The following is a 25,147-nucleotide window of genomic DNA, read 5'->3' as shown; positions in this document are numbered from 1 at the left end:
CGACGTGCCGACAGGCGAACCACGGACCGAACGACGTTCCCACCGATCGTTGTCCGGTTGGCTGCAACTGTCGGCGCTGCTGGCGATCGCCGCCCCGGTGATCGCGGCGATCGTCTGGGGTCCGGACAGCTACCTGCCGATCAGCCGCGACGATCCCGGCCGCCTGACCAGCGTCGTCGCGACGCTCGTACGGGCTGTCGCCGCCATCGCGTCGCTGGTGACGGTCGGCGCGCTGGCCTCCGCGCTGCTGACCGGGCGGACGCGGCCGGTCAAAGCGGCCGGCGCGCTCCGGCAGCTCGAGATCGGCGAATGGTTCGAGCCGACGATCCTGCGCCGTGCCGCCGGCACCTGGCTGGTCGCGTCAGGTCTGCTGGTGTTCCTCGACTCCGCCGACGCCAACGGTCTCGCGCTCTCCCGGTTCGGCGACCTGTCCGCGGTCCGCTTCGCCTTGTTCTCCGGCGATTTCGGCAGATCCTGGATGGTCGCCTGCGCCACCGCGCTGCTCGTGATGATCACCGCGATGAGCACCTTGCGCTGGGTGAGCTACCTGATCGCCCTCGCCGCAGCACTGATCGGGTCGCTCGCTCCGGTCGTGGTGGGACAGGTCCTGGTCGGTCCGCGGCACGACTTCGGCAGCGACGCCGCGATCTGTCAGACAGTCGCCGTCCAGCTGCTCTTCGGAATCGTCGTCGTCCAAGCCCTGCGACTCGCGACCGGCCGCAGGCTGCGGGCCGTCGAGCGTCCGCACTGGCGTCCGGCCGCGGCGATCCTGCTCCTGGTCCTCGTCGTCACCGAGCTCGTCCTGCTCTGGTTCAAGCTCGCCGGCAGCAGTCCCTTCGGTACGGCGACCGGCCGCCTCGGCGTACTGCGTCTGCTCGCGCTCGGGATCGCCGGGCTCGGCCTCCTCGCGACCGCGCGAGCACGACTGCTGCCCGGCGCGCTGCTGCTCTCCCTGGGAGCAGCAGCCTTCGTCACCGGCGGACTGGTGATGGAACGGATCCCGCCACCACAGTTCTTCGTCCCGACCTCGATCAGCCAGATCTTCTTCGGCTTCGACCTCACCACGCCTCCCGCGTTCGCGAGCCTCGCCGGCCAGTGGCGCCCGAACCTGCTCTTCGCCGCCGCGGCGGTCGTTGCTCTCAGCACCTATTACCTGGCGGTCCGCCGCCTGCGCCGGCGCGGAGAACGCTGGCCCGTCGGGCGCACGATCGCCTGGACGATCGGCTGGACGCTGATCGTCGTGGTGACGAGTTCCGGCCTGGGCAAGTACTCCGGTGCCGACTTCGCCGTCCACATGGCCGTGCACATGACGCTGAGCATGCTGGTCCCGATCCCGCTCGTCCTGGCCGGGCCGATCACGCTCGCCCTCAAAGCGCTGCCGCCGTCCCCGAAGGACCAGCAGCCGGGGCCGCACGAGTGGATCGTGGCCGCGCTGCACTCCCGGCAGCTGACCGCGCTCTACCACCCGCTGCTCGTCTTCGCCGTCTACATCGGCTCGTACTACGCCCTGTACCTGACCGACGCGTTCGGCGTCCTGATGAAGTTCCACTGGGCCCACCAGCTGATGAACGTGCACTTCCTGCTGATCGGCTGCCTGTACTTCGGCGTGGTGATCGGCGTCGACCCGACCCCGCGCCGGCTCCCCTCCCTGGCCAAGCTCGGGTTCGTGATGGCCGCGATGCCGTTCCACGCGTTCTTCGGTGTCATCCTGATGGCCGACGGACCGGTCGTCGGTGACGCGTTCTACCAGCACCTCGAACTGCCCTGGGCACGGAACCTGCCCGACATCCAGCAGGTCGCCGGAGGGATCGCCTGGGCCGGTGGCGAGATCCCGCTGCTGATCGTGGTGGCCGTGCTCGCCCTGCAGTGGGCGGTTCAGGACAACAAGGCCGCCCGGCGGATCGACCGGCACCTCGACAGCGGCCTCGACGACTCCCACGACGCGTACAACGCGATGCTCGAACGCCTCGCCCAGCGCTCGGCCGGTACGACGAACCGATCCCGCACGGAGAGCCCCCGATGACCGTCACCACACCCGCGGCGGCGACGGTCGAGCTCACCGTCGGCGGGATGACCTGCGCCGCCTGCGCGAACCGCGTCGAACGCGCGCTCAACAAACTCGACGGCGTCACCGCCAGCGTCAACTACGCCACCGAACGAGCCGTCGTCACCGGATCCGGCGGTGACCTGGCCGACCGGGCCACGGCCGCCGTCGACCGCGCCGGGTACCACGCGGCGGTTCGCGATCCGGAGTCCGGCGACGAACTGGCCGACCAGATCTCGCGGCGCCGGGTGGCGAACCTGCGCCGGCGCCTGGTGGTGGCCACGCTGCTCGCCATCCCGCTGATGGACGCGACGATCGTCCTCGCGATGGTTCCCGGCCTGCGGTTCCCCGGCTGGGACTGGGTCTGCGTCCTCGTCGCGCTCCCGATCGTCACCTGGGCGGCGTACCCCTTCCACCGGGCGACCCTGCGCAACCTGCGGCACCGCGCCGTCAGCATGGACAGCCTGGTCTCGCTCGGGATCGCGGTGTCGTTCGGCTGGGCCGTCGTCTCGGTCGTCGCCGGGACCCCGCCGACCGCCGAGTCCTGGTTCGGCGTCGACTCGGGCAGTCTCTACCTGGACGTCGCGGCCGGGATGACCGTGTTCCAGCTGGCCGGACGGTACTTCGAGACGCGCTCCCGCAGACGCGCCGCCGACGTGTTCAGTGCGCTGAGCCGGCTCGCGACGCCGATCGCCCGGGTCCGCAGGGACGGCGCCGAGATCGAGATCCCCACCGGCCAGGTGGTCAAGGGCGACACCGTCGTCGTACGGGCCGGTGAGATCGTCCCGATCGACGGCGTGGTCAGCGAGGGTGCGGCCGCGGTCGACACCTCCGTCGTCACCGGCGAACCGATGCCTCGCACCGCTGGACCGGGTGATCAGGTGATCGGTGGCTCGATCAGCACCGACGGCCGGCTCGTCGTCACCGCGACCGCTGTCGGTGCCAACACCCAGCTCGCCCAGATGGCCGCCGTCGCCGAGCGGGCGCAGGAGCGCAAGGCGCGCATCCAGCACACGGTGGACAAGGTCATCACCTGGTTCGTACCGACCGTCATCGTGCTCGCCGCCGCGGTCGCGACCGCCTGGGCGCTGTCGGGCGCTCCGGCCGGCCAGGCGATCGGCACCGGGATCTCGGTCCTCGTCATCGCCTGCCCGTGCGCCCTCGGCCTGGCCACGCCGACCGCGCTGATGGTCGGGATCGGCCGCGGCGCCTCGCTCGGCATCCTGATCAAGGGACAGGACGCGCTCGAGGCGAGCGGTGTCATCGACACCATCGTGCTCGACAAGACCGGCACCCTCACCACCGGCGAGATGACCGTCGAGACGGTCGAGCTCACCGGAGACCTCGATCGGCCAACCGTGCTGGGTCTCGCCCTCGCCCTCGAGCAGCACTCCGAACACCCGATCGCCCGCGCGGTCGAACGCCGGGCCGAGGCCGACCAGGTTGTTCCGGCGCCGGTCTCGACGTTCGAGGTCCGCCCGGGTCTGGGCGTCACCGGTACGTCGGAGGGCCGCCTCGTCGTGGTCGGCAGCGCTGCGCTGCTCCGCGATCTCGACATCGCGGTCGGCACCACGGCCCTGACCTCGACCTCCAGCGTGTACGTCGCCGTCGACCAGCAACTCGTCGGCGTCCTCGGCCTGACCGACACGATCCGCCCCAGCGCGGCCGGCGCGATCCAGGCCCTGCACGAGCAGGGCCTGCGCACGGTTCTCCTGACCGGCGACGCCGAACCAGCAGCCCGCGCGGTCGCCGAGGCGCTGGGCATCGACGACGTCCGGGCCGAGGTCCTGCCGACGGGGAAGGCCTCGGTCGTCGAGCGGCTCCGCGAGGACGGCCACGCCGTCGCCATGGTCGGCGACGGCATCAACGACGCCGCCGCACTGGCCACCGCCGACCTCGGGCTCGCGCTGGTCACCGGCACCGACATCGCCCTCAAGTCCGCCGACATCGTCCTGGTCCGCGAGGACCTGCACGTCGTCAGCGACGCGATCGCCCTGGCCCGCCGGACGCGGCGTACCATCCGCCACAACCTCTGCTGGGCCTTCGCCTACAACCTCGCGGCCGTCCCGATCGCCGCCGCCGGTCTGCTCAATCCCCTGATCGCCGCCGGCGCCATGTCGCTGTCCTCGCTGTTCGTCACGTTCAACAGCCTCCGCCTGCGCGACTTCGGCACCACCCCGGATCAGGCGCCGGACGCGATCACCGGGTAGCCGTTGTCCCGGATCTCGTCGGAGCACCGTTCCCGCGGGTCATCGGGTGGTGAAGAACTCGTGCCGATCGGCGGGAACTGAATCAGGCTCCCGTCCGACTACCTCATCGATGTCTGCACCCAGCGCATCTCCATGACGGCGGTCGACGACCCGCGGAACTCGTGCCACAGATCGGAGCAGCAACGACCGTGTTCACCAGCCCCTGGAACCTCCTGCTGACGGTCCTGTTCGCCGTGACCCTCGGGCAGAGCCTGTGGTGGTGGACCGACCGGGCACACGCCGAGCTCCGCGGCCGGGTGCTGCACCTGAACCACGCGGTGATGAGCGCCGCGATGCTCGTGATGATCTGGTGGCCTTCGGGCCGGATCGGGACCTGGGTCCAGGTGGCGATCTTCGCGCTGCTCTCGCTCGCCGTGATCCGGGTCGACTGGCTGCCGGTCTTCGAGCGCGTCGCGGACACCGCGGCGCACGTCCTGATGAACCTGGCGATGATCTGGATGCTCGCCGCGATGCCCTTGCTGATGGGCGATTCCGGCAGCGGTACGGGAGGTCACGCAGGCCATGCCGGGCACGGCGGGGCGGCACCGGTCGCAACAGCCGGTACGGCGGCAGCAGCGCCCGACAGCTGGGTAGGCGTACTCAACGGGATCGCGACTGCCGCTGCGACGCTGTGCGGATTCTGGTGGCTTCTCCACGTCCGCCGGCCGGGCCAGGCCCGGGTCCACGCGGTCTGCCACACGCTGATGGCCGTCGGCATGGCCGCGATGCTCGTCCTGATGATCCGCTGACCGCCCGTCCCCGAGGAGAGTGAGAGTTGCCGTGAACCCCGATGCGCTGCGCACCGAAGAACCGTCGACGCGGATCGACCGACCGCAGCAGGTCCGCTGGTGGCGCGACGGCTTCCAGCCGGTCCTGATCCGGCTGCACTTCTTCGTCGGGATGTTCGTCGCACCGTTCATCCTGGTCGCGGCCACCACCGGCCTGCTCTACACGGCGACCCCACAGATCGAGCGACTGGTGTACTCCGACTACGTGTCCGTACAGGCAGGTCAGGCACCACTCCCGCTGGCCGATCAGGTCAGGGCCGCTCAGGCGGCCCAGCCCGACGGGGTGATCACGGAGGTCAGGCCCGCATCTCGGCCGACCGACACCACGCGGGTCAGCTTCAGCACGCCGTCGGTTCCCGAGGGGTACTCCGAGACCGCGTTCGTCGACCCGTACACCGCACAGGTCCGCGGCACCCTGACGACGTTCGGCGAGTGGCTTCCCGTACGGGCCTGGTTCGACGGGCTGCACCGGACGTTGCTGCTCGGCGACTTCGGCCGGCTGTACAGCGAACTGGCGGCGAGCTGGCTGTGGGTTCTCGCGCTCAGCGGCGGCCTGCTCTGGATCGTTCGCCGGCGCAAGCGAGGTCAGCGAAAGCGCCTCGTCCTGCCGGCCGGCACCAAGCCGGGCCGCCGCCGCGCGCTGAGCTGGCACGGCCCGCTGGGTCTGTGGATCCTGGCCGGGATGCTGTTCCTGTCGGCCACCGGTCTGACCTGGTCACAGTTCGCCGGCGCGAACGTCAGTGCGCTGCGCGCGAACCTGACCTGGACAACGCCCTCCCCGTTGACCACAGCCGGCCAGGTCGGCAGCGTCACCGCGACGGAGATTCCCGCCGCCGTCCAGCGAGCCGAGCAGTCCGCCCGGGCGGCCGGTCTGGACGGTGTGATCGACATCGTTCCCGCGGCGCAGGGCGCCTGGCTGGCCGGACAGGCGAAACGCTCCTGGCCGGAGAAACAGGACCAGATCGCCCTCGACCCCGCGACCGGCGCCGTCGTCCAGCGCGTCGACTTCGCGGACTGGCCCATCGCGGCCAAACTCGCCCGCTGGGGCATCGACGCCCACATGGGTCTGCTGTTCGGGCTCGCCAACCAGATCGTGCTCGCGGCCCTCGCGATCAGCCTGATCGTCATGATCTGCCTCGGCTACCGGATGTGGTGGCTCCGCCGCCCGCGCGGAGCAGGAGACGGCCGCGCTCTCACGCCGCCGCCCGCCCGGACTCCGCACCGACTCGCCGTCCTGGTCATCGCTCTGGCCGCCGTCCCGATCGGAGTCTTCGCCCCGATGCTGGGCGGATCACTGCTGCTCTTCCTCGTCCTGGACGTCCTCCGCACCCTGCGAACGCCACGGGCGCCTGCTCGCTGACCGAGCGCCTCCCCCAGGCGCAAAGCCCTCGGCTCACCTCGGGGTCGCCGGCGCCGGATGGCACCGCACTGGGGCCAACCCGGCGCACAGCACCCGAAATCCCACGTCTCGTACTGCCCCCGAACTTTTCCTCACCAGCTCGAATCACCGAAGCGGAAGGCAGAAGACGTTCACGCCAACGCCGTTGACGGTGTCCTCGCGTCCGAGGGTGAACCCGAGGTGTTCGGCCAGGCGAGCGCTCGGAGCGTTGTCGGGATGGATGACGGCGGTCAGGTGGTCGTCGGCGAGATTCCCCCTCGCCCACTCGATCCAGGCCATCGCCCCCTCGCGGGCCAACCCTCGCCCCTGAGCGGACCGCCGCAGCGCATAGCCGAGCTCGACCTCCCGCCATTCAGGCCAATGACTGAGCCCGATGCGGCCCACCAACTGGCCGGTCTCCTTCACGATCACCGCACTCTGCCCGTAGCCGCGCTCAGCCCACTCCCGCGTGCATCGCTCGGTCTGCGCGCGGGTGGACTCCGGGGTCAGGGAGTCACCGCCGACGTAGCGCGCGACCTGGGGGTCGGAGTACACACTCCACAAGTCGTCCGCGTGCTCCGGCCCGAGCGGCACCAGTTCAAGGCGATTCGTCTGCAAGATCATGCTGCTGATCCTGACGGCACCATCGACCTGCCGCAGACCCGCGCGTTTCGGCGCGCCTCGGACCGGACGTCGAACCAGATCGATGTCGGCCCTTGCGTTTCGGCGTGCCTCGGACCGAACGCCGACGCCCACCACTGTCCAACCTCCCGCAGCACCGGCGTGTCGGCGCGACACGCCGTGGCTGGTGGTGGTTAGTCGGTGGTGGGTGTCGACGTGGACACGCCCACACCCACCGACCGCGTGGGGCAGAAGCCGACGGGGATCACCCGCAAGCACGCACCGCGACGCAGAGGGGGCGGGGCGGGCTCGCCCACACCCACCCACCGACCGCATGCGGGCGCCACCCGACCAGGACCGCCCACAACCACGTAACGCGATGCAGACGGGCCGGGCGGGCAAGCCCACCTCCGCCCGCCGACTACATGCGAGCGCAACCCAACGGGCAGCACCACCAACCACGCAACCCGACCCAGAGGGGGTGGGCGGGCTCGCCCACACCCGCCCACCGACCGCGTGAGGGCAAAACCCGACGGGGATCACCACCAACCACGCAGCCCGACCCAGCGGGGGCGGGTGGGCTCGAAGCACCCGCCCGCCGACCGCGTGGGGGCGAATCCCGACAGGGATCAGCCCGGGTAGACCGGGGTCATCTTGATCGGCTGGTCGTTTTCCTCGAGCTCCGACCAGTTCAGGTCTTTGCTTTGCCAGTGGGTGACGCCTTCGGTGTCGCGGACGACGGGCAGCGTGTCGATGTTCGGGTTCGAGGCCAGCACGTCCGATTGGAAGGCGTTGTTCGGCGACCCCGGGATGATGCGGGGCGCGGAGCCGTCGACGTTGACGAGCCAGGGTTGGCGGGCGCCGGTCGGGGTGGGGCGGCCGGAGACGAGGACGCCGAGTTGGTTCCAGGTCGCGTCGGTGATGTCGTAGAGCGGGACCTGCAGCGGTCGCGGCTGGCTGAGTTGCAGGCGCTTGGCGTCGTCGGTGGTGATGGTCGCGGTCTCGACCGTTTTCTGGCCGTTCTTCTCGCGGATCACCAGCAGAGCCCGTACGCCGTCCGGCGCCATCCGGAGCTGCACCGGTGTGCGGCCCTGGAAGGTGGTGCGGACCTCGGCGATCTTGCCGTCCTTGAAGCGGACCCGCAGCCGCGGGTTGTCGCCGGCGGCGCGGTCCAGGATCCACAGGTTGTCCTGGCTGTCGAAGCTGGGGCGCAGGACGGTCCCGTCGGTCGGGACCAGATCGACCTTGTCGTCGTCGTCGGTCGCGGCGTCCAGCGGGCCGATGGCAACGACTTTCTCGCCGGCGGTCTCGGTCACGACGGCGCCGGTTTCGCCGCGGGGGTCGACGGCGAAGCTCTCGGCCGCGTACCGGTAGAGCAGGCTGTCGTCGAGGCGGGTGATGCCGATGGTGGTGGCGCTGTCGAGGTTGGCGCGGACGATCTTCTGGTTGACGACGCCGTACAGCTCCTTCATCTGCGGGATCGGTACGGTCGGGTCGAACTGGGCGTAGTTGGCGAACTGGAGCGCGTCGGTGCTGTTCTCGACCAGGCCGGCGCCGTCGACGGTGATCCGGACCCGGGTGCTGATCGGGCGCAGTGTCCACATGATCTGTGCGGCCAGTACGCCGCGGTCGGCGGCGGACAGGCCCGCGGCGGACTTGCTCAGCTCGACGGTTGCCTCGCCGAGCTCGACCGGCACGGACACGTTCACCTGCGTACCGGGCGGGGCGGCGGTGCCGACGCCGTTGCCGAGCCGGTTCGTCGGGCCCTTCAGCAGCTCCTGGACGAGCCGGGTCGCGACCTGGCCGGGCGGCAGCTGCGGCAGGAAGATCGGGTCGGGGACGAGCATGTCGCGGTCGCGGTTGGCGAAGTACAGCGCGTACGGCTCGAGCCGCGACTCGAGCTGGTTGTTGGGCAGGAAGGTCCCGTTGGGGACGCTGGAGACGCGGAACTGCCCGTCGGCCTGCTGGACGGTGAAGTTGAAGTCGACCATCGCGCCGCGCGGCGCGGACGACCAGCTGCCGCGGGCGTCGATGGTGCCGACCATCGGGGCGCGGAGCCGGATCGTGTTGGTGCCGGGGACCTGGGTGAGCGCCTTGGTCGAGGACTGGTCGTAGACCGTGATCCCCTTCTCCGGCTCCCACTTCGCGGCCGCGGCGGGCGTCATGTACTGCCGCGCGGTGTCGTAGTTGCTGAAGTCGGACATCGCTTCGACGAACCCGCTGACCAGCGCGGCGGGTTTCGCGTTCGTCCGCGGCACCTGGGCCTCGACGCCGACCCGGCCGCCGGACGCGGCGGCGGCGTTCTTGCTGCCGTTGCGGATCTGGCCCTCGGTGGGCACGGACGCGCACCCGGCAGCAACCAGTACGACGGCCAGCCCGGCGCCCAGCAACCGAGCAGCGGATCCCGGAGCCGGCCACCGCCGGCTCGCCGTCCGTGCTGGCGGCGTCTCTCGTCGCTTCACAGGTCGTCACCGCCGGTCAGCTTCTGGTACGGCGCTCCGACGTCGACCAGCATCTCCGGGACCACCCGGGACGCGTCGGAGGGACGCGCGGGCAGCGGGGAGCCGGACAGGGTGACGTCCGGGCGGCGGGGCAGGGTGAGGCGGAAGTACGCGCCGTCGCCGGGCGCACCCCAGGCGTCGAGCCGGCCGCCGTGCAGCCGGGCGTCCTCGAGCGCGATGGACAGGCCGAGGCCGGTCCCGCCGGTGGTCCGGGCGCGGGCCGGGTCGGCCCGCCAGAACCGGCTGAACACCATCTCGGCCTCCTCGGCGCGGAAGCCGATGCCGTGGTCGCGGACGGCGACCGCGGCGGCGTCGTCGTCGGTCGCCGTACTGATCAGGATCGGCCGGCCTTCGCTGTGCTCGATCGCGTTGCCGATCAGGTTGCGCAGGATCCGCTCGATCCGGCGGGCGTCGACCTGGGCGCGGCACGGTTCGGGCATGTCGAGCTGGACCTCGCAGCCCTTGCGTTCGAGCAGGGTCTCGTGGTTCTCCAGGACCCGGGCGACGATGTCGCGCAGGTCGACGTCCTCGAGGTCGAGGGCGGCCGCGCCGGCGTCGAAACGGCTGATCTCGAGCAGGTCGGCGAGCAGCTCCTCGAAGCGGTTCAGCTCGTTCTGCAGGAGCTCGACGGAGCGGCGGCTGATCGGGTCGAACTCGTCGCGGGTCTCGTGCAGCAGGTCGGCGGCCATCCGGACGGTGGTCAGCGGCGTGCGCAGCTCGTGGGAGACGTCGGAGACGAACCGGCGCTGCAGCCGGGACAGCTCCTCCAGGCGGCGGATCTGCTGCTGCAGGTTGCTGGCCATCTTGTTGAACGAGACCGCCAGCCGGGCCAGGTCGTCGGTGCCGCGGACCTGCATCCGCTCCTCGAGCTTGCCGGCCGCCAGCCGCTCAGCGATCCGCCGGGCCATCCGCACCGGGGTCACCACCTGCCGGGTGACCAGCCAGGCCACAGCACCGAGCAGCACGACCAGCAGCAGACCCGCGGTGAGCAGAGCCCGCTGTACGACGTCCAGCGTCTCCTGCTGGGCCGTGAGCGGGAACAGGAAGTACACCTCGTACCGCTCGCCGGTGGAGTCGACGCGGACCTGGGAGCCGATCGCCAGGCCCGGTGCGCTCGGCCGGCCCTCGTAGTTGATCAGCGTGTAGGTGTCCCACAGCACGGTCGGGTCGCTGCCGACCGAGGACTGCAGCTCCTGGGGCACCGAGTTGCTGACCACGCCGCCGGTCTGCTGGATCAGGACCGAGCCGGAGTTGTCGGTGGGCATCAGGACCACGTCGTACAGGCCGGCCCGGTTGGAGTTCTGGACGAGCTCGGTCAGCTTCTGGGTGATCGTCGCCGGGTCGGCGGCGTTGATCGAGCTGGACAGCGCGTTCAGCTGCGCGGCGGCCTCGGTCTGGGCGCTGGTCCGGCGCGACTCCAGGACGCCGTCGGTGACCTGGCTCATCATCACCCAGCCGACCAGGATCAGGACGACGGTCGACATCAGCAGCGTGCCGGTGACGATCCGGGCCTGGATCGAGCGCCGCCAGATGTCCGGCCAGCGGGCCGGGTGGGTGCGCCAGAACGGCGCCGGCTGGGCGTGCCAGTCCAGCCCGGCGGCGGTGAGCTCGATCTCGGTCCCGCGAGGCTCCGGTGCGGTGTCCGGCTTGTCCGCCTGCGACGCGTCGTCGCGGCCGTACTCGATCAGTCCGCACCCGCCTTGTAGCCGACGCCGCGGACCGTCACCACGATCTCCGGGTGCTCGGGGTCCTTCTCGATCTTGGAGCGCAGCCGCTGGACGTGCACGTTGACCAGCCGGGTGTCGGCGGCGTGCCGGTAGCCCCAGACCTGCTCGAGCAGGACCTCACGGGTGAACACCTGCCAGGGCTTGGAGGCCAGGCAGACCAGCAGGTCGAACTCCAGCGGGGTGAGCTGGATGGTCTCGCCGCTGCGCTTCACCGAGTGCCCGGCGACGTCGATGGTGAGGTCGCCGATGGTCAGCGACTCCGGGCCGGGCTCGTCCATCCGGCGCAGCCGGGCCCGGATCCGGGCCACCAGCTCCTTGGGCTTGAACGGCTTCACCACGTAGTCGTCGGCGCCGGACTCCAGCCCGAGCACCACGTCGACGGTGTCGCTCTTGGCGGTCAGCATCACGATCGGGACGCCGGACTCGGCCCGGATCGCGCGGCAGACGTCGATCCCGTCCATGCCGGGCAGCATCAGGTCGAGCAGCAGCAGGTCGGGCTTGAACTCCCGGAACGCCGGTACCGCTTTGTCACCGGTCGCACACAGATAGGTGTCGTAGCCCTCGTTGCGCAGCACGATGCTGAGCATCTCCGACAACGCCGTGTCGTCGTCGACGATGAGAACGCGTCCTCGCATCGTCCGGTTGCCTTCTGCCACGCCCTGCTCCCTGCCTGCCGTTGCCGCTTGCCGTCTGCCGGTCCGGTTCGTCGAATCAGGTGGTGCGACTCCGGGCCGCACTACGGATAGTGTCCCATTCCCCAGGTAGTGCACACGCCGGATCGCCGGGCGAGCCCCCGGCAATGCGGGTCCGTGGACCGCCCGGGGGGTGATCATGGTGCAAGTCGTGCCCGGGGGACAACCCGGGGCGGGGACGCGAGGGGAGGTACGGCGTGCGCGACGACCTCGGGGTGCGCGACGGCGGCGGGGACCCGCTGCGGCCCTGGCTGCCGGCCGACCTGCTGGACAACGCGGCCCGGACCATCTCGGAGAACAAGGCGATCATGCTGGGCCTGCCGGTGCTGGCGGGGATCGCGCTGGCCGCCGTCCAGGCCGGTCTGACCCAGCTGACGGTGCCCGGGGGGATCGGCGCCCTGTTCGGCGAGGACGACCCGCTGGAGCAGGCCGGTGCCGCGCTCCTGCTGATGTACGGCGTGCAACTGGTGCTGTTCGCGGTGGTGTCGAGCATGCTGGCCGGGATCATCGCGCTGGCGGCGGTCCGCAGTCAGCTGGGCCGGCGGCTCGGGCCGCGGGAGCTGCTGCGGCTGGTCCGGCCGGCGCTGCCTGCGCTGGCCGGTGTCGGGCTGCTGCAGTCGCTGTCGTTCGTCGTACTGCTGGCGGGCTGGGGGCTCAGTGTCTTCGGTGTCGGGCTCGGTGCGGACGCCACGATCTCGTCGGACGTGGCCGGATTCGTCGCGCTGGCGATGATCCTGATCGGCGCCGTGCTGGTGATCATCTTCGGCATCCGGCTGGTGCTGTCCGGGACGGTGGTGCTGATGGAGGGCAAGCACGCACCCGACATCGGCCTCTACGTGCCTGCCAGGGTTGGCGTCTGGGGCGCGCTGAAGCGTTCCTGGTACCTGGTCAAGGGCAGGTTCTGGCGGGTCTTCGGTGTGCTGCTGTTCGGCGGTGTGGTGGTCAACATCGTCAGCTACGCGCTGCAGTTCGGCGTGACCACGCTGGTGCTGACGCTCGGCAGCTGGGTCGACAGCAGCGATGGCGACGCCGCGCTGATCGTCGGGATCGCCGTCGCGGCCGCTGCCGGTACGGCGACCGTGGCCACGCTGATCGCCAGCCTGGCCTTCATGTCCGCCGTCCAGGCGCTGATCTACCTGGACCTCCGCGTACGCCGTGAGGGGCTCGACCTGTGGATGCGGCCCTCGCTGCGGCCGACCGTGCCCGGACCGACGGAGTGGCAACGTTGATTCCTTTCGAACCCCCGGTCGACATCAGCCGGGAAGAGGCGGCCGCCGAGGCGGCCCGGGAGCTGTCCAAGCCGGTCTACGGCCAGGCGGGCGACTCCCTGGTCAGCAGGGCGGTCCAGAAGGTGTTCGAGTGGATCGCCGACCTGCTGGACGGTCTGGTCAGTCCCAGCACCAACGGGCGCACCGGGCTGATCCTGCTGTTCGGGCTGATCGCCCTGGTCGTGGTGGTCGTGCTGTGGCGCGCTGGTGTGCTGCGGACGTCAGGAGGCAAGGCCAGCCAGACAGTGTTCGACACCGAGCGTCCACGCAGTGCAGCCCAGTACCGCTCGCAGGCAGAGCAGGAGGCCGCTGCGGGTGACTACAGGTCGGCAGTACGCAGTAGGTTCCGCGCTTGTGTTGCTGAGCTGACGGAACGCACAGTGCTCGACGAGAGAGCCGGGCGTACGGCGTACGAGGCAGCAGCCGACGCAGGTCGCGCTGTGCCTGCGCTGCGCGACCCGCTGCGCCCAGCAGCCGACGCCTTCACGGAGGTTGTCTACGGCAACCGCCCCGGTACGCCGGAGCGCTACGCCGCGGTGGTGGCTGCCGACGAGGCGGCCCGCCGGGTCTCCACGAGGGCGCTGGTCCAGGGATGAGCACTCCGGTCGGCCGGAGCGTCGGCGAAGGCTGGCGAGCGCTCCGGATCCCCCTGCTGGCGACAGCGGTCATCGTGCTCGGTGTGGTCGTGCTGATGGTTCTGACGGCTGCGCGGACCTCTGGTCCGTTCAGCCCGGACTCTGCCGAGGGCAGCGGCGCCAAGGCGCTGGCCACACTGCTGGAGGACCACGGCGTCCAGGTGACCGGCACGGAGAGCCTGGACGACGCGGTGGGCAGCGGAGCCGACCGGGCCTTGCTGATCGGCCCGTCGGGGAACCTGAGCAGCAGCGACTGGCGCCGGATCGACTCGTCGAGATGGGAGCACCTGATCCTGATCCGGCCCGGCCGCGAGGCGCTGGAGACGCTTGCCCCCGGCATCGAGAACGCCAGCTCCACGCTGCCCGCCGGGAGCCGCTCCCCCGGCTGCGACCTGCCGGCGGCGCTCAAGGCCGGCACGGTGACGGTCCGCGGTACGACGTACACGGCCCCTCGGCAGGCCCAGTCCTGCTACGGCGACGGCATCAACTCCACCCTGGTCCGGATCGAGCGCGACGGCCGGACCGTCGACGTGGTCGGCACCCAGCAGTCGTTCACGAACGCCGAGCTGGCCGACGACGGCAACGCGGCGCTCGCCCTCAACCTGCTCGGCACCCACCCGGAGCTGGTCTGGTACCTCCCGCAGTACGAGTCGTCGGACTTCGACGACGCCGGCACCGGTGACGGCCCGCCGCTGATCCCGCCGGACGTCCGGTACATCGCCTGGGCGCTGGCCTTCGCGGTATTCGTCGTCGCGCTCTGGCGGGGCCGGCGGCTCGGTCCGGTCGTCCCGGAGCCGCTGCCGGTCGTCGTCCACGCTGCTGAGACCACCGAGGGCCGGGCTCGGCTCTACCGGCGTTCACGCGCCAGGGACCGAGCTGCTGCCGCGCTGCGTGAGTCGGCGCTCGGCAAGATCTACAAGGTCCACGGCATCCCCCGCCGGGCCGACCCGACCGCAGTGGTCAGTGCGCTCGCTGCCCGGACCGGTCTGGACCCGGCGATGCTGTACGACATCCTCTACGGCGGGCCTCCGGTCGACGACGCCGCACTCATTTCTCTGTCCGACGCTCTGCAAGTACTGACCCAGGAGGTAGCCCGTGACGGCGGAAGCACAACGGACCGCTGAGGTGACCCCCGAGCGGGCCCGCCAGGCTCTGGTCGAGCTGCGCACGGAGATCGGCAAGGCCGTCGTCGGCCAGGACACCGCCGTCACCGCCCTGGTGCTCGCCCTGCTCTGCCGTGGCCACGTGCTGCTCGAGGGCGTCCCCGGTACGGCGAAGACGCTGATGGTGCGGGCGCTGTCGATGGCGATGCGGCTGGACACCAAGCGGGTCCAGTTCACCCCGGACCTGATGCCCGGTGACGTCACCGGGTCGCTGGTGTACGACGCCAAGACCAGCGAGTTCGAGTTCCGGCCCGGGCCGGTGTTCACCAACATCCTGCTCGCCGACGAGATCAACCGGACGCCGCCGAAGACCCAGGCCGCGCTGCTGGAGGCGATGGAGGAGCGGCAGGTCACCGTCGACGGCGAGCCGCGCAAGCTGCCGTCGCCGTTCGTCGTCGCCGCGACGCAGAACCCGATCGAGTACGAGGGCACGTACCCGTTGCCGGAGGCCCAGCTCGACCGCTTCCTGCTCAAGGTGACGCTGGACATCCCGCCGCGGGACGCGGAGATCGCCGTACTGGCTCGGCACGCGCAGGGGTTCGACCCGCGGGACCTGGTCGCTGCCGGGATCCGCCCGGTCGCCGGGCCGGAGGACCTACTCGCCGGGCAGGCCGCCGTACGCCGGGTCGCCGTACGGGAGGACCTGCTGGCCTACGTCGTGGACCTGTGCCGGGCGACCAGGCAGTCGCCGTCGCTGCAGCTCGGGGTGTCGCCGCGTGGTGCCACCGCCCTGCTGGCGGTCGCCCGGGCCTGGGCCTGGCTGTCCGGGCGTGACTACGTGATCCCGGACGACGTGAAGGCGATGGCTCGCCCCTGTCTGCGGCACCGGGTGCAGATCCGGCCGGAGGCCGAGCTGGAGGGCGTCACGGCGGACGCCGTACTGGAGAGCGTGCTGGCCACCGTTCCGGTTCCACGCTGATGGTCGTCACTGGCCGGGCCGGTCTGCTGGCCGGCTTGGGAGTCGTCTTCGTCGCCCTGGCGATGCCGAGCTGGTCCGGTGTCGGTCTGGTCGTTGCTGTCGTCCTGGTGGTGTGCCTGGTCGACCTGCTGCTCGCTGGGTCGCCGCGGCGGCTGCAGCTCAGCAGGGACGGGGACACGGCTGTGCGGCTCGGGCAGCAGGCTGTGGTGACGTTGCTGGTCGCCAATCCGGGGCGGCGGGTGCGGGGGTTGTTGCGGGACGCTTGGCCGCCGTCTGCCGGCGTACTGGATCCTCCGCACAAGCTGGATCTGCCGGGTGGTGAGCGGCGGCGACTGATGACGCACCTGGTGCCGACGCGGCGTGGTGACCGGAAGGCCTATCGGGTGACTGTGCGGTCTGTTGGGCCGCTGGGGTTTGCTGGACGGCAGGGGTCGCACGACGTGCCGTGGACTGTACGGGCGCTGCCGCCGTTCAACAGCCGCAAGCACCTGCCGTCGCGACTGGCCCGGCTGCGTGAGCTGGACGGGCGGACCGCGCTGCTGGTGCGCGGGCAGGGGACGGAGTTCGACTCGCTGCGCGACTACGTGCCGGGCGACGACGTGCGCAGCATCGACTGGCGGGCGACCGCGCGGCGGAGCAGCGTCGTACTGCGGACCTGGCGGCCGGAGCGGGACCGGCAGGTGGCGATCGTGATCGACTCCGGGCGGATGTCCGCCGGTCGGGTCGGCGACGCGCCGCGGCTCGACCACGCGATGGACGCCGCGCTGCTGCTCGCGGCGCTGGCGACGCGGGCTGGTGACCGGGTTTCGTTGCTGGCTTGCGATTCCGCGGTCCGGGCCGACGTACGGCGTCCGGCGCCGGAGGACGTGCTGCCGTCGTTCGTGAACGCGCTGGCCAACGTCGATGCCGAGCTCGTGCAGACGGATTTCCGCGTCGTCGTGTCGCAGACGCTCGAGCGGTTGGGTCAGCGCTCGCTGGTCGTCCTCCTCACGGGACTCGAGCCCGCGGTGATCGAGGAGTCGCTGCTGCCGGTCATCGGCCCGCTGCTGCGCCGGCACGTCGTCGTGCTCGCGTCGGTCGCCGACCCGCGCCTCGACGAGCTCGAAGCCGCCCGCGCCGACCTGATCGAGCTGTACGGCGCCGCCTCGGCTGCCCGCTCACGCCTCGACCGTGAACGCGTCACCGCGGTACTGGCGCGAGCAGGCGTCACTGTGGTCGACGAGAACCCGGACCAGATCGCCCCGGCGCTGGCCGACACATACTTGGCATTGAAAAAAGCTGGCCGCCTTTAACCTACTTTTGCAGCGTACGCAGCTCGGGCTGCTGTTACTGCCTCTAGATTCTCCTCGGTCCAGGTCGCGATGCCCTGGACCATCGTGTTGAACGTCCGGCCGACATCGGTCAGGGCGTACTCGACCTGCGGTGGCACCGTCGGGTGCACCGTCCGGCTGACCAGCCCGTCGCGTTCCAGCCCGCGCAGGCTCTGGCTCAGCATCCGCTGGGTGATCGGCGCCAGCAGCCGCCGGAGCTCGTTGAAGCGCAGCGGGCCCGCGGTCAGCTGGTGCAGCACGACGAGCGGCCACTTCTCACCGATCAGGCTGAGCACCGTCCGGGCCAAGTCGCACTCCGCCTCGGTGTGCCCCGGGAACGTGGTCGGCATGGGGTTCCCTCCGCGATACGACGACCCGGCCTGGTACCGCAGCGGCGCCCTGTACGTGCCGGCCGGGACCGGCCCGACGGTCTGGGCCGCGGACGACATCTACACGATCAAGGCGACCGGGGCGCAGACCAAGGGCGGCTTCGGGCTGATCGAGGCGACCGTGCCGGCCGGCGGCGGCCCGCCGCCGCACGCGCACCCGAGCGAGGAGGAGAGCTTCTACATCCTGGCCGGCGAGCTGGAGTTCCTGGACGGCGAGAAGACGTTCACCGCCGTGGCGGGCGACTTCGTACACGTTCCGCGCGGCGTCCGGCACCGCTTCCGCAACGTCGCCAGTCATGCCGCCCGGATGCTGTTCATGTTCAGCCCGGCCGGTCCCGAGCAGGTGATCGCGGACCACGCGCTGCCCGCCGTACCGGGTCAGCCGGTACCGCCGGTCAACGACGACCTGCTCGCCCGCTTCGCCACGATGACCGAGCTGGCCACGACGATCGACCTGCCAGACCGCGACTAGACCAGGTCGAGCGGCTGGTGTGGTTCGGCCGGGTAGACCACCTTCAGCTGGTCGCCCGGCCGGACCACTCCGCCCTGGTTCACCACCGACATCACGCCGGTCAGGCGCACGACCTCGCCGGCGGCGTCCTTGTGGAGCATCGTCTTCAGCAGCCCCTTGCGGAACTTGTTGATCTGCGTGCACGGGTTGCGCAGGCCGGTGAGGGTGACGACGGCGGTGTCGCCCAGGTGGAGCTCGGTGCCGGTGGGCAGGTTGAGCAGGTCCACGCCGTACGTCGTGACGTTCTCGCCGAGATCGCCCGGCCCGACGTCGTACCCGGCTTCGGACAGTACGGCGAACAGCTCGGCCTGGATCAGGTGCACCTGGCGCAAGTTCGGCGCCGAGGCGTCGACCTTGATCAGGTGCAGATGCTGGACGGTGGCGCCTGAGTGCGCGTCGCCTTCGACGCCGATGCCCTCGATCAGCGTGATCTCGGGCACCGGCGGCTTGCTGAACCAGTGCCGGGTGTCGTGGTTGACCGAGTGGACTCTCACCCGTCCAGCTTAAGGAGATGGCATGCTGCCTGCTGCGACACGGCGGCGGGCAGGATCTCCAGCGGCACCGTGCGGCACTCCGCGACGACCACCTGGCAGCGCGGGTGGAAGCGGCAGCCGGACGGGATCCGGGTCGGGTCCGGCGGCTCACCGGTGAGCACGATCTTCTCCGGCGACTCGGGTAGCACCGACAGCAGCGCTTTCGTGTACGGGTGCTGCGGGTTCTGCAGGACCTGCTCGGTCGGCCCAGACTCCACGATCCGGCCCAGGTACATCACCGCGACCCGGTCGGCGATGTTCCAGGCCAGCCCGAGGTCGTGAGTGACGACGAGCGCGGACAGCCCGAGCTCGTCGCGCAGCTTGAGCAGCAGCGCGAGGATCTCGCCACGAACCGAGGCGTCGAGGGACGCGACGGGCTCGTCGGCGATCAGGACCTGCGGGTTGAGGGCCAGCGCGCCCGCGATCACCACCCGCTGGCGTTGACCGCCGGACAGCTCGTGCGGGTAGCGCAGGAAGAACCGCTCCGGCGGCCGCAGACCGGCGCGGGACAGCGCGTCGGCGACCACCTTCTCCTCGTCCGGCAGTTTGTGGATTCGCGGGCCCTCGGCAACAGCTTCGTACACGGTCTGCCGCGGGTTGAGGGAACCGGTGGGGTCCTGGAGAACGAGCTGGACCTGCCGACGATAGGACTTGAGGTCACGAGGGCGGTAGCTCAGGGGCTCGTCGTTGTAGAGGACCTGGCCGCCAGCCGGTCTTTCCAGCCCGAGCAGCGTCCGCGCGAGCGTCGTCTTACCGCAGCCGGACTCACCGACCAGCGCGACGATCTCGCCCGCGCCGACCGCCAGGTTCACCCCGTCGACGGCCCGCGCGCGCCGTCCGCGGGCCGCGAACTCGACCGACAGGTTCCTTGCCTCGAGCATCAGGCCTCCCCGACCAGCACGCACGCCGCCGTACGCCGGTCGCCCGCCGGCCGCAGCTCGACCTCGACCGTCGAGCAGGTCTCCTGCGCCACCGCGCAGCGCGGGTGGAAGACGCAGCCCGGCGGCAGCGCGGCCGGGTCCGGCGGATCGCCGCCGAGGCCCTTCGGCGCGAGCCGCGACGCCGGGTCGCCGATCGTCGGGAACGCGGCCGACAGGGCCCGGCTGTACGGGTGCGCGAACGCGCCGCCCGCCGGACCGGCCTCGACCACGCGGCCGGCGTACATGACGGCGAGCCGGTCGCAGAGATCGGCGAGCACGGACAGGTCGTGGGAGATCATCAGCAGCGCGATGTCCTCGGCGGCGACCAGCTCGCGGATCAGGGTCAGCACCTGGGCCTGGACCATCACGTCCAGCGCGGTGGTCGGCTCGTCGGCGATGATCAGGCGCGGCTCGCAGGCCAGCGCCATCGCGATCATGACTCGTTGCCGTTGGCCACCACTCAGCTCGTGCGGGTAGCTCTTCGCACGCCAGGCCGGGAGGCCGACCTGGTCGAGCAGCTCGGCGACGCGCTTGCGGGCCTTCTCGGGACCGGCCAGCTTGTGGACGAGCAGCGGTTCGGCGATCTGCTCGCCGATCCGGCGGACCGGGTTGAGGCCGTGCTGCGCGCCCTGGAAGACGATCGACGCCTCGGCCCAGCGGACCGCGCGCAGCTTGCCCCAGGACATGGTCAGCACGTCGTCGCCGTCGAGCAGGATCTTGCCACCGACCCGCGCGTCGCGAGGGAGCAGGCGCAGGATCGCCATCGCCAGTGAGGACTTGCCGGAGCCGGACTCGCCGACGACGCCGAGCGCCTCACCGGCGTTCAGACTCAGCGAGACACCTCGTACGGCGGGGACCTCGCCACCACCCGAGATCCGGTAGGTGACCGAGAGATCGTCCAGTTCGAGGAGGCTCATCGCGCACCTCGCAGCCGCGGGTTGAGCACCGTCTCCAGCGCGCGCCCGCAGAGCGTGAACGCCATCACCACCGCGACGATGCACAGCCCCGGTACGAGGATGTACCACCACGCGCCCGACGTCGCCGCGCCCCAGTCGTACGAGCCGCGCAGCATGGTCCCCCACGAGGTCTTGTTGGCGCTGATCCCGAGAAAGGCCAGCGTGGACTCGGTGACGATCGCGCTCGCGACCTCCAGCGTGGTGCTGGCCAGCAGCAACGGCGCGACGTTCGGCAGCACGTGCCGGGTGGCGATGTGCCAGTGCCCGCCGCCGAGCGCGGTCGAGCGTTCGATGTACGGCCGGGCCTCGACCGCGAGGGTCTGGGCGCGGATCAGCCGCGCGGTCGACGGCCACGAGGTGACGCCGATCGCGACCACGATCGTCGCCGTACTGCCGCCGAGGATCGCGGCCAGCACCAGCGCGGTGACCAGCGACGGCAGCACCAGGAACCAGTCGGTGATGCGCAGCACGACCGCGCCGATCCAGCCGCGGAAGTGCCCGGCGACGATGCCCAGCACGGTCCCGATCACCATGCTCAGCAGGGCCGCGAGGAAGCCGATCAGCAGTGACGTCCGCGAACCCCACCAGATCATCAGCAGTACCGACCGGCCGGACTCGTCGGTGCCGAGCGGCGCGTCCCAGCTCGGCGGCGCCATCTTCTCGCCGGTGCCGCTGACCACGTTGGTCACGCCGGAGTCGATGAACAGCGGCGCGATCAGCGCGAGCAGCACGGCCACGACCAGGATCGCCAGGCCGACGACGCCCGCGCGGTGGTGCCGGAAGTCGGCCCAGAACCGTTGCAGGGAACGCTTCCGCCGGGTCCAGGTGACACTCATGCGGACCTCACCCTCGGGTCGAGCAGGTGGTAGACGACGTCGGCGAGCGTGTTCATCACGATCACCGAGACCGTGATCAGCAGGAAGGTGCCCTGCATCAACGTGAAGTCCGGCACCCGGATCGCCTCGTAGAACAGCTGCCCGAGGCCCGGCCAGCTGAAGATCGCCTCGACCGTGACCGCGCCGCCGACGACGAAACCGATCCGCATGAAGACCAGCGTCACGGTCGGCAGCAGCGCGTTCGGTACGGCGTGCTTACGGCGTACGTCGTCGTCCTTGAGGCCCTTCGCGCGGGCCGTGGTGACGTAGTCCTGGCCGACCTCGTCGAGCACGGACGACCGCATCACCAGCAGGTACTGGGCGTACACGACCGCCACCATCGTGAGGCACGGCAGCACCATGTGCTTGGCCACGTCGAGGATGTAGGCGAACCCGTCCGGCGCGTCGACGCTCTCGATGCCGCGGGTCGGGAAGATCCCCGGGATCGGGCCGACGCCGGCCGCGAACACCATCAGCAGCAGGAGCCCGAGCCAGAACGTCGGCACCGACCAGAGCACCAGCGAGATCGCCGTGGAGAACTTGTCGAACCTGCTCCCCGGCTTCCAGCCCGCGCGGGCGCCCTGCCAGATCCCGAGGCTGACCGCCATCACCAGCGCCGTCCCGGTGAGCAGCAGCGTCGAGCCGATCCGCTCCCCGATCAGGTCGAGCACCGGCCGCTTGTACTCGTACGACGTACCGAGGTCGAACTGCACCGTCTGCTTGACGAACTGGAAGAACTGCTCGGGCAGCGACTTGTCCAGCCCGAGCCGGTGCCGCTCCAGGTCCAGCTGCTCCGGGGTCATGTTCCGGCCCTGCGCGAGCGCACGGACCGGGTCCCCCGGCAGCAGCCGGAACAGGAAGAACGTCGCCACGATCACCATCGAGATGCTGAGCAGAGCCCCACCCGCCTTGCTCAGGGCGTACCGCAGCATGCCGTGGCGGGCCGGGCTCTCCTCCAGTTCCTGGGTGAAGGTCACGGTGCCCACTCCGAATCCAGGAGTCCCCCAAGGTTTTGGGGCCGCCCGCTCTGGACTGAGGAGAGAGGGAGCGCAGCGACCGAACGACGAGGGAAGAGCGGGCGAGAAAGCCCCAAAACCCGCGGCGACGAAGTCGACGCCAAAAGCACTGTCATTCGCGGTCGTCCGCGGCCTTGCCGTTGCGGCGCAGGAAGAGCAGCACGACGCCGGCGAGTACGACGACACCGATGCCGGCGCCGACGATCAGGCCCGTGTTGGTCCCGCCCTCCTCCGCGGTGTCGGCCGTGACCGCTTCGACCGTGTAGAACGGCCAGTAGCCGCTGCCGCCGTACAGGATGCCGTTGTCCTCCGGGATCGGCGTGATGCTGGCGATCCGGTCCTTGCGGTAGCCCTCGAGGTCGTTCGGGTAGTAGAGCGCGATGACCGGCGCGTCGGTGTAGAGCCGCTCCTCCATCTGCTTGATGATCCCGGCCCGCTTGGTCCGGTCGAGCTCCTTGAGCTGCTGCTGGTAGAGCTGCTCGAACTGCGGGTCGCAGTAGAACGACTCGGTGCCGCCGCCCTCGCCGGACGCGGTCGGGCGCCGGCTGCACAGGTGCGTGGCCAGCACCTCCTCCGGGTCGGGGTTGACCGACCAGCCGCTGATCGCGATGTCGAACAGGGCCGTCGTACCGGTCTCCTCGGTGAACTTGCTGGAGTCCAGCCGCTTGGTGGTCAGCGTGATGCCGAGCTCCTTGAACCAGCCGGTCAGGTACTCCGCGAGCTTGTCCTCGATCGGGGTGTCGGTGTGGATGCTGAACCGGAACTGCAGCTTGCGGGAGCCGTCCGGCATCGTTCTGATGCCATCGGCCCCCTTCTTGTAGCCCGCGGCGTCGAGGATCTGGTTGGCCTTGGCCAGGTCGAAGGAGATCTTCTTGTCACCCTCGGCCTGCCAGAAGAAGTCCTTGTACATCGGCGGCACGATCGAGCCGTCGGCCGGCTTGGCCAGCCCGTTCTGCACCTCGTCGACGAGCTTCTGCTTGTCGATCGCGTAGTGCAGCGCTTGCCGGACCTTCGGGTCCTTCAGCGCCGGGTGCCCGTCACCGATCGGCTTGTTGTCACTGGTGGTCGCGCCGTGGTTGATCTGCAGGTACGACGACCGCCGGCCCTCGTTGTTCCACTGGACCACGTTCGGGTCGCCCTTGAGCGCCTCGAAGTCCGGCGGCGCGAGCCGGCCGAGCAGGTCGATGTCGCCCTTCTTCAGCCCGACCACCGCGGCCGCCGGGTTGTCGTAGAAGATCACCTGCAGCTCGTCGATCTTCGGCGCACCCCGCCAGTACTCCGGGTTCGCCTTCAGCTTCACGTACTGGTCCTTCTTGTGCTCGACCGCGACGTACGGGCCGCTGCTCACCGCCGGGTAGGTCTCGGCGTCGAACTTGCCGATGTCGCCGACCTTCTCCCAGACGTGCTTGGGCATGATCGGCACCGGGTTCTCCAGCATCGAGGCCTGCGGCGACTTGAGTTTGATGGTGAGGTCCTGGCCGGACGCCGTCACGCTGGCGAAGTTCTCCACCGCCGGGCCGTTCGCGGTCTTCGCGCCGTCATCGGTCATCATCGTGGTGAACGTCCAGGCCGCGTCGTCGGCGGTGATCGGCTGGCCGTCGGACCACTTCGCCTGGCGGATCTTGAACGTCCAGGTCAGCCCGTCCGGCGACGTCGTCCAGGACTCGGCCAGATCGGCACTCGGCTGCAGCGTCTTGGCGTCCGGAACGGTGAGGAACCCGTAGGTCCACCGGAAGATCGAGGTGGACACCAGCCGGACCCCGAGGAACGGGTTCATCGAGTCCATCGACTGGGTCGCGCCGACCCGCACGACCTTGGCCTTGCCCGGTTCGGCCGCCTGCGCCGGCGCCGTCCCGATCGCCAGCAGCGCCACCGCCGCCAGCCCCGCGAACCACTTCCTCATCACGCCACGCACCTCTCACCAGAGCGCCGTTTAGAGAGAAAGCAACACCAGTTCATCAAGAGATGTCAATGAATTACTTCGCTGCGCGGGCACTTGTGATACTGCTGCTACCAACCGAGCGGGAGAAGGTGCCGGATGTCCTCGACCGTGCTCTACATGTCGATGTCCCTGGACGGCTTCATCGCCGGGCCGAACGAGACCTACGCCAACGGCCTCGGCGACGGCGGCGACCGGCTGCACGCCTGGGGCGCGCTGGACGACCCGAGCACACTGGGCGCGGCCGACCGCGCCGTCCTCGACGACTTCCTGACGACCGGCGCGGTGATCGCCGGCCGGGGAACCTTCGAGCCCGCCGGCGGCTGGGGCGGCGACCACCACGACGGCATCCAGATCTACATCCTCAGCCGCCACCCGGCGCCCGCCGAGTTCGCCGGCTGGCCGAACGTGCACTACGTCGACGACCTCGAGTACGCCGTCGCGGAGGCGAAGAAGGCCGCCGGCGACCGGAACGTGATGGTCCACGGTGCCGGCCTGACCCAGCGCCTGCTCGCCGCCGGCCTGCTCGACGAGATCCAGCTGCATCTCGTCCCGGTCCTGTTCGGCGCCGGCCGCCGGCTGTTCGACCACCTGGGCTCCGGCCAGATCGCGCTCGAGACGCTGCAGGTCGCGCAGGGCCGGGACGCGACGCACCTGCGGTACCGCGTCGTGCGCTGACGCCTTTGTGGAACTCGGTTCCAGAAATTCCCATC

Annotated in this window: 22 protein-coding genes; 11 read left to right on the top strand and 11 right to left on the bottom strand. The window is 70.5% G+C overall.

Annotated elements, in window-relative coordinates:
- Positions 1 to 49: 49 nt before the first annotated feature.
- The 4 genes from ACZ6Z4_RS06440 to ACZ6Z4_RS06425 all read left to right on the top strand — a co-directional run bounded on the left by ACZ6Z4_RS06440 (position 50) and on the right by ACZ6Z4_RS06425 (position 6,441).
- A complete protein-coding gene (locus tag ACZ6Z4_RS06440) occupies positions 50 to 2,023 on the top strand; it encodes a cytochrome c oxidase assembly protein (RefSeq protein ID WP_465558809.1) in 1,974 nt (657 codons plus the stop codon).
- Positions 2,020 to 4,254: a heavy metal translocating P-type ATPase gene (locus ACZ6Z4_RS06435; protein ID WP_465558807.1), complete on the top strand. Its 2,235-nt coding sequence runs from the start codon at positions 2,020 to 2,022 to the stop codon at positions 4,252 to 4,254. The genes ACZ6Z4_RS06440 and ACZ6Z4_RS06435 overlap by 4 nt, the downstream gene beginning before the upstream one ends.
- A gap of 188 nt (positions 4,255 to 4,442) precedes the next feature.
- Complete coding sequence (locus ACZ6Z4_RS06430; RefSeq protein ID WP_465558804.1) at positions 4,443 to 5,042, top strand: DUF5134 domain-containing protein; 600 nt, start codon at positions 4,443 to 4,445, stop codon at positions 5,040 to 5,042.
- A gap of 31 nt (positions 5,043 to 5,073) precedes the next feature.
- Positions 5,074 to 6,441, top strand: coding sequence for a PepSY-associated TM helix domain-containing protein (locus tag ACZ6Z4_RS06425; RefSeq protein ID WP_465558802.1), 1,368 nt, complete (start codon positions 5,074 to 5,076; stop codon positions 6,439 to 6,441).
- 144 nt (positions 6,442 to 6,585) lie between these two features.
- On the opposite strand, the gene ACZ6Z4_RS06420 is transcribed toward ACZ6Z4_RS06425, so the two are convergent.
- The 4 genes from ACZ6Z4_RS06420 to mtrA form a co-directional block, all read right to left on the bottom strand.
- Positions 6,586 to 7,083 carry a GNAT family N-acetyltransferase gene (locus ACZ6Z4_RS06420; protein ID WP_465558799.1) on the bottom strand — a complete coding sequence of 166 codons (498 nt, stop codon included), beginning with the start codon at positions 7,081 to 7,083 and terminating at the stop codon, positions 6,586 to 6,588.
- Positions 7,084 to 7,709: 626 nt separating this feature from the next.
- A complete protein-coding gene (locus tag ACZ6Z4_RS06415) occupies positions 7,710 to 9,542 on the bottom strand; it encodes an LpqB family beta-propeller domain-containing protein (protein ID WP_465558797.1) in 1,833 nt (610 codons plus the stop codon).
- A complete protein-coding gene (gene mtrB, locus ACZ6Z4_RS06410) occupies positions 9,539 to 11,098 on the bottom strand; it encodes an MtrAB system histidine kinase MtrB (RefSeq protein WP_363676666.1) in 1,560 nt (519 codons plus the stop codon). The genes ACZ6Z4_RS06415 and mtrB overlap by 4 nt, the downstream gene beginning before the upstream one ends.
- A 167-nt stretch (positions 11,099 to 11,265) precedes the next feature.
- Positions 11,266 to 11,943, bottom strand: a complete 678-nt coding sequence (gene mtrA / locus ACZ6Z4_RS06405; protein ID WP_077013824.1) for an MtrAB system response regulator MtrA — start codon at positions 11,941 to 11,943, stop codon at positions 11,266 to 11,268.
- Positions 11,944 to 12,197: 254 nt separating this feature from the next.
- On the opposite strand from mtrA, the gene ACZ6Z4_RS06400 reads away from it, so the two are divergent.
- The 5 genes from ACZ6Z4_RS06400 to ACZ6Z4_RS06380 are packed head-to-tail and all read left to right on the top strand — an operon-like array spanning position 12,198 to position 17,277.
- Complete coding sequence (locus tag ACZ6Z4_RS06400) at positions 12,198 to 13,229, top strand: hypothetical protein (protein WP_465558794.1); 1,032 nt, start codon at positions 12,198 to 12,200, stop codon at positions 13,227 to 13,229.
- Entirely contained in the window at positions 13,226 to 13,864 is a 639-nt protein-coding gene (locus ACZ6Z4_RS06395) for a DUF4129 domain-containing protein (RefSeq protein WP_465558792.1), read from the top strand. Before ACZ6Z4_RS06400 ends, ACZ6Z4_RS06395 begins: the two co-directional genes overlap by 4 nt.
- Positions 13,861 to 15,027 carry a DUF4350 domain-containing protein gene (locus ACZ6Z4_RS06390; RefSeq protein WP_465558790.1) on the top strand — a complete coding sequence of 389 codons (1,167 nt, stop codon included), beginning with the start codon at positions 13,861 to 13,863 and terminating at the stop codon, positions 15,025 to 15,027. The genes ACZ6Z4_RS06395 and ACZ6Z4_RS06390 overlap by 4 nt, the downstream gene beginning before the upstream one ends.
- Positions 14,999 to 15,985: an AAA family ATPase gene (locus tag ACZ6Z4_RS06385; protein ID WP_363676638.1), complete on the top strand. Its 987-nt coding sequence runs from the start codon at positions 14,999 to 15,001 to the stop codon at positions 15,983 to 15,985. Before ACZ6Z4_RS06390 ends, ACZ6Z4_RS06385 begins: the two co-directional genes overlap by 29 nt.
- On the top strand, positions 15,985 to 17,277 hold the full coding sequence (locus tag ACZ6Z4_RS06380; protein WP_465558787.1) for a DUF58 domain-containing protein: 1,293 nt from the start codon (positions 15,985 to 15,987) through the stop codon (positions 17,275 to 17,277). Before ACZ6Z4_RS06385 ends, ACZ6Z4_RS06380 begins: the two co-directional genes overlap by 1 nt.
- Here the strand turns inward: ACZ6Z4_RS06380 and ACZ6Z4_RS06375 are convergent.
- Entirely contained in the window at positions 17,274 to 17,645 is a 372-nt protein-coding gene (locus tag ACZ6Z4_RS06375) for a winged helix-turn-helix transcriptional regulator (RefSeq protein WP_465558784.1), read from the bottom strand. The two genes, ACZ6Z4_RS06380 and ACZ6Z4_RS06375, sit on opposite strands and share 4 nt — an antisense overlap.
- On the opposite strand from ACZ6Z4_RS06375, the gene ACZ6Z4_RS06370 reads away from it, so the two are divergent.
- Positions 17,644 to 18,156 (top strand): cupin domain-containing protein, encoded by a 513-nt coding sequence (locus ACZ6Z4_RS06370; protein WP_465558782.1) that lies wholly within the window; start codon positions 17,644 to 17,646, stop codon positions 18,154 to 18,156. The two genes, ACZ6Z4_RS06375 and ACZ6Z4_RS06370, sit on opposite strands and share 2 nt — an antisense overlap.
- Here ACZ6Z4_RS06370 and ACZ6Z4_RS06365 read toward each other — a convergent pair.
- The 6 genes from ACZ6Z4_RS06365 to ACZ6Z4_RS06340 form a co-directional block, all read right to left on the bottom strand.
- Positions 18,153 to 18,689: an MOSC domain-containing protein gene (locus tag ACZ6Z4_RS06365; protein WP_465558780.1), complete on the bottom strand. Its 537-nt coding sequence runs from the start codon at positions 18,687 to 18,689 to the stop codon at positions 18,153 to 18,155. The two genes, ACZ6Z4_RS06370 and ACZ6Z4_RS06365, sit on opposite strands and share 4 nt — an antisense overlap.
- A complete protein-coding gene (locus ACZ6Z4_RS06360) occupies positions 18,686 to 19,609 on the bottom strand; it encodes an ABC transporter ATP-binding protein (RefSeq protein WP_465558778.1) in 924 nt (307 codons plus the stop codon). The genes ACZ6Z4_RS06365 and ACZ6Z4_RS06360 overlap by 4 nt, the downstream gene beginning before the upstream one ends.
- Complete coding sequence (locus ACZ6Z4_RS06355; RefSeq protein ID WP_465558776.1) at positions 19,609 to 20,565, bottom strand: ABC transporter ATP-binding protein; 957 nt, start codon at positions 20,563 to 20,565, stop codon at positions 19,609 to 19,611. Before ACZ6Z4_RS06355 ends, ACZ6Z4_RS06360 begins: the two co-directional genes overlap by 1 nt.
- Positions 20,562 to 21,440 (bottom strand): ABC transporter permease, encoded by an 879-nt coding sequence (locus ACZ6Z4_RS06350; protein WP_465558774.1) that lies wholly within the window; start codon positions 21,438 to 21,440, stop codon positions 20,562 to 20,564. The genes ACZ6Z4_RS06355 and ACZ6Z4_RS06350 overlap by 4 nt, the downstream gene beginning before the upstream one ends.
- Positions 21,437 to 22,456 carry an ABC transporter permease gene (locus tag ACZ6Z4_RS06345; RefSeq protein ID WP_465558772.1) on the bottom strand — a complete coding sequence of 340 codons (1,020 nt, stop codon included), beginning with the start codon at positions 22,454 to 22,456 and terminating at the stop codon, positions 21,437 to 21,439. The genes ACZ6Z4_RS06350 and ACZ6Z4_RS06345 overlap by 4 nt, the downstream gene beginning before the upstream one ends.
- A gap of 151 nt (positions 22,457 to 22,607) precedes the next feature.
- Positions 22,608 to 24,398, bottom strand: a complete 1,791-nt coding sequence (locus ACZ6Z4_RS06340) for an ABC transporter substrate-binding protein (RefSeq protein ID WP_465558770.1) — start codon at positions 24,396 to 24,398, stop codon at positions 22,608 to 22,610.
- 135 nt (positions 24,399 to 24,533) lie between these two features.
- On the opposite strand from ACZ6Z4_RS06340, the gene ACZ6Z4_RS06335 reads away from it, so the two are divergent.
- The gene (locus tag ACZ6Z4_RS06335) at positions 24,534 to 25,112 is read left to right on the top strand and encodes a dihydrofolate reductase family protein (RefSeq protein ID WP_465558768.1); all 579 of its coding nucleotides are present in this window, start codon (positions 24,534 to 24,536) and stop codon (positions 25,110 to 25,112) included.
- Positions 25,113 to 25,147: the final 35 nt, after the last annotated feature.

Source organism: Kribbella sp. NPDC104740 (assembly GCF_055583505.1).
This window is presented reverse-complemented; position numbering and strand designations above follow the sequence as displayed.

Coding starts and splice junctions, on each gene's coding strand:
- ACZ6Z4_RS06435 (WP_465558807.1), top strand. CDS start 2,020: ATGACCGTCACCACACCCGCGGCGGCGACGGTCGAGCTCACCGTCGGC.
- ACZ6Z4_RS06420 (WP_465558799.1), bottom strand. CDS start 7,083: ATGATCTTGCAGACGAATCGCCTTGAACTGGTGCCGCTCGGGCCGGAG.
- mtrA (WP_077013824.1), bottom strand. CDS start 11,943: ATGCGAGGACGCGTTCTCATCGTCGACGACGACACGGCGTTGTCGGAG.
- ACZ6Z4_RS06390 (WP_465558790.1), top strand. CDS start 13,861: ATGAGCACTCCGGTCGGCCGGAGCGTCGGCGAAGGCTGGCGAGCGCTC.
- ACZ6Z4_RS06380 (WP_465558787.1), top strand. CDS start 15,985: ATGGTCGTCACTGGCCGGGCCGGTCTGCTGGCCGGCTTGGGAGTCGTC.
- ACZ6Z4_RS06370 (WP_465558782.1), top strand. CDS start 17,644: ATGGGGTTCCCTCCGCGATACGACGACCCGGCCTGGTACCGCAGCGGC.
- ACZ6Z4_RS06375 (WP_465558784.1), bottom strand. CDS start 17,645: ATGCCGACCACGTTCCCGGGGCACACCGAGGCGGAGTGCGACTTGGCC.
- ACZ6Z4_RS06360 (WP_465558778.1), bottom strand. CDS start 19,609: ATGCTCGAGGCAAGGAACCTGTCGGTCGAGTTCGCGGCCCGCGGACGG.
- ACZ6Z4_RS06355 (WP_465558776.1), bottom strand. CDS start 20,565: ATGAGCCTCCTCGAACTGGACGATCTCTCGGTCACCTACCGGATCTCG.
- ACZ6Z4_RS06350 (WP_465558774.1), bottom strand. CDS start 21,440: ATGAGTGTCACCTGGACCCGGCGGAAGCGTTCCCTGCAACGGTTCTGG.
- ACZ6Z4_RS06340 (WP_465558770.1), bottom strand. CDS start 24,398: ATGAGGAAGTGGTTCGCGGGGCTGGCGGCGGTGGCGCTGCTGGCGATC.
- ACZ6Z4_RS06335 (WP_465558768.1), top strand. CDS start 24,534: ATGTCCTCGACCGTGCTCTACATGTCGATGTCCCTGGACGGCTTCATC.